The following is a 3,223-nucleotide window of genomic DNA, read 5'->3' as shown; positions in this document are numbered from 1 at the left end:
CTGACGACGGACAATCTGGACTCCTCACTTGAGCTTAAAACCCAGAAAAATTGCAGAGCTGTTTGCGCTTATTGCGGTCGGCTTGATCGGTGCCTTGGTTGCCGTATTGGTGGGATTGCCGATCCCTTATTTGCTTGGGAGCTTGATCGTAACAGCAACTTTTTCGCTCATTACATTCGCGCGTACAGGCAAACGTCTGTGGTTTCCTCAGCCTTTGAGAAGCGTTTTTATCGCTATAGTGGGCACTATGATCGGGGCTGGGTTTTCTTCTGACTTGCTGTCGATGGCCCCATCATTGGTGTTCACGCTTTTAGGTATGGTGCTCTTTGTTGGGATTGTTCAAGCGTTCAACTACACGGTTTTTTGCAAAGTGGGTGGTCTTGATCCCGTCACGGCTCGCTATGCGGCGTTGCCCGGTGGTTTGATCGAAGCCGTGACAATGGGCGAAAAGGCAGGTGGTGATGTTGAAAAGTTGAGTGTGCAGCATTTCGTTCGTATCGTTTTAGTGATCTTAACGGTGCCCATGTTGTTCTTGCTCGTCACGGGAGATGCTGTGGGCAGTTCGGCTGGTGAAACGATGACCCACCGGACGTCGGTCTGGTTCGATTGGATCACGACGATCAGCGTAGCTATTGTTGGGTTAGGAGTGGGGCGCTTATTGCGCCTTCCAGCAGGCATTTTGATTGGGCCGCTGATATTGGCTGCAGCGGTTCAAAGCTCGGGCGTCGTTGACCTTCAAGGACCTGCGATTCTGCTGAACGCATCACAGGTGATTATCGGCGCAAGTCTTGGATCGCAGTTTGCGCAATCAACGTTGCGCCAATTGCTGGTGGCCCTTGGTTTAGGGGTGCTGTCAGTCTGGGGCATGCTTGCGATTGCGTCACTGTTTGCGCTGGTATTGGTGCATGTGACAGAGATGTCGTTTCAAACGCTTCTCGTCAGTTTCGCCCCCGGAGGGTTGACCGAAATGAGTCTTGTTGCACTCAGTCTTGAGGTAAATCCCGTCCTTATCACGGCGCACCACATGTTCCGCATCTTGTTCACCGTATTTATGGCGGATTTTGCGGCGCGGTTCTCAAGTCAGCCTTGATACCCAGCGCAGCTCGAGCCTTTTGCGTCTCCCGCAGCGCGTTGGGGCCAAGCTGGACGTCATAATCTTCATGCGCTTGCCTACAATTTCGGTGTTTTCCTGCAAGGTGTCTGACGTCAAAAGGGTCGTGAGAGCCTCTGTCTTCACCCGAGAGCGCAAAGGCACTTACGCTTGATGTCATTTCACAACCAAACCGACACAGACCGCTAAGCGAGGGTATGCACATTTGTGAAAACCTGTGAGCTAGGTGACAAGGTTTCACAACGACGGGATGCTTCGACAATCACTGCAACATTATGGTCAGTAGCGATTCTGTGCGCTGGGCAGACGTAGGTTCTACTCAGCTTATGTGAATCGGTTGAACATGTTGGGCTGGGCATTTGGTCGAGAGTGTTGAAAACACTTCATTGATGCTCGTCAATTTGGTACGAAACTTCTCAAAGCATACCCTTTATAGCTATATAAATAAAGGTTTTAAGAAAAACGTGGTGCCCAGAAGAGGACTTCTAACGCGTAAAATTATCATTCAATTACAGACACTTACTCCCTACCGCTTAATCAGAAATGGTCCTGAAAGCGGTCCCGATTGATGTCCTTGACCAGTCTCTCGCCAGGGCCTTTGCGTGTTCCAGTTGTCTGTCTCATGTTTCACTCCTCAGTGGTTACGATGAGCAACAAACACTCTCTTAGCAAATACCGCTATTTGAACCCATAAGCGCTGACGTTAGACACAGACAGTTCAACAACGCATCATGGGTTCCGGGTCGTCTGGTCGGATTGAGTCGTTAGCTCATTTCTGCGTAGAGTGTCTGAAATTGCGCTAACTCATCAGGGATGTCTTCAATCCCAAGACCTGGAGCATTCCCACAAGTCCACATACCTTCGGCTACTGGCTCTCGCCCATCGAAGAACGATGACCTCAGAGGGTTGTCGTTCACATCGACTTCCAAAAGCCCGTCCCCCCCTACACCTGCCAACAATTCTGCCGAAGCGGCCATGCCAATGCCCGCCCCTAAGAAATGCGGAAAATAGCGACACCCGTTTGTAAGAGCGTTCTGGGCCACAGCAAGACATGCTGTTATGCCACCCCATTTCGCGATGTCTGGTTGGATCACCGACAAGGCCCGTGCTTTGATCGCTTCATCAAAGCCAGTTTCGCCGATGATATTTTCGCCCCCTGCCAAGGGTATCGACGTATTCTGGGAGAGAGTCCGCCAGTCTGTCGGATCAGCGAAGACAGGCATCGGTTCTTCCAGCCAATGTAATGGGACGTCAGCGATGCCGGCGACGAATTCCTGAGCTTGCACCAGTGACCATGCTTGATTTGCATCGCAGGCAATCAGTTCGTCGTTGCTCAATTCGGCGTGAATGCGGTGGATCGCAGAAATGTCGGCGTTCATGTCAAACCCAACTTTCAATTTGAAACGATGGTGTCCCTGAGCGCGCGCGAGGGGCATAAGATCGCCCGCCGCGGAAATTTGGATGCCACTCGCATAGGCCGGTACGCTGTCCGGCGCATCCGCGCGAATAAGTTGCCGCATTGGCAGCTCAGCACGGCGCGCAACCATGTCCCAGACAGCAATGTCCAATCCAGCTACCACCTGCGCAAAAGGCCCCACTTCGCCGCATTGCACAGCGCGTATCCGAGTCTGCTCGTCAAGACTGTTGAAGAACTCAGCTGGTGATTTTATTGTTGTGCCTAGCACCAGATGTGCGACGTCCATTTCCAAAAGACGCACGCGATGCTCGGCTCCTGCGGCGGGCCAATTGGCCCAGATCTCGCCCCATCCAAAAGCGCCATCTTGGTCTTCAACACGCACCAAAACTGCGGGTCGGTCATGCATTATGCCAAACGAAGTCGCGACAGGTTTTTTCGTGGGCGAACGGAAAGCCCAAGCTTGAATACGGGTAATGTTGATCATGCAAGAAGGTCCATTTCGAGGCGAACAAAGTCACTGCTGAACCAACCGCGATCATATTTGTAGTTGCTTCGCCCTAAACTAATATCTGCATATCGCTTAGCCGCACTGATGCATTTTCTCAAATCATTTTACTTTCTGGCCCAAATTTTACTAGATAAATTACCTAATAATGACTTTTGGGCTTGAAACGCCTCGCCGACTTTTTGGATAG

At 51.3% G+C, this 3,223-nt stretch carries 2 protein-coding genes; one reads left to right on the top strand and one right to left on the bottom strand.

From position 1 onward, the window contains the following. Positions 1–28: 28 nt before the first annotated feature. On the top strand, positions 29–1,090 hold the full coding sequence (locus tag QZ279_RS12740; RefSeq protein ID WP_293451448.1) for an AbrB family transcriptional regulator: 1,062 nt from the start codon (positions 29–31) through the stop codon (positions 1,088–1,090). Between the two features lie 785 nt (positions 1,091–1,875). On the opposite strand, the gene QZ279_RS12735 is transcribed toward QZ279_RS12740, so the two are convergent. Beyond that, entirely contained in the window at positions 1,876–3,012 is a 1,137-nt protein-coding gene (locus tag QZ279_RS12735) for a mandelate racemase/muconate lactonizing enzyme family protein (protein ID WP_293451446.1), read from the bottom strand. Positions 3,013–3,223 lie beyond the last annotated feature (211 nt).

Source organism: Planktotalea sp. (assembly GCF_018607965.1).
Taxonomy (GTDB): Bacteria; Pseudomonadota; Alphaproteobacteria; order Rhodobacterales; family Rhodobacteraceae; genus Planktotalea.
The sequence above is the reverse complement of the archived record's forward strand: the minus strand, read 5'-3'. Positions and strand labels throughout refer to the sequence as shown.

Excerpts from the sequence above, each read along its gene's own strand:
- QZ279_RS12735 (WP_293451446.1), bottom strand. The coding sequence starts at position 3,012 with ATGATCAACATTACCCGTATTCAAGCTTGGGCTTTCCGTTCGCCCACG.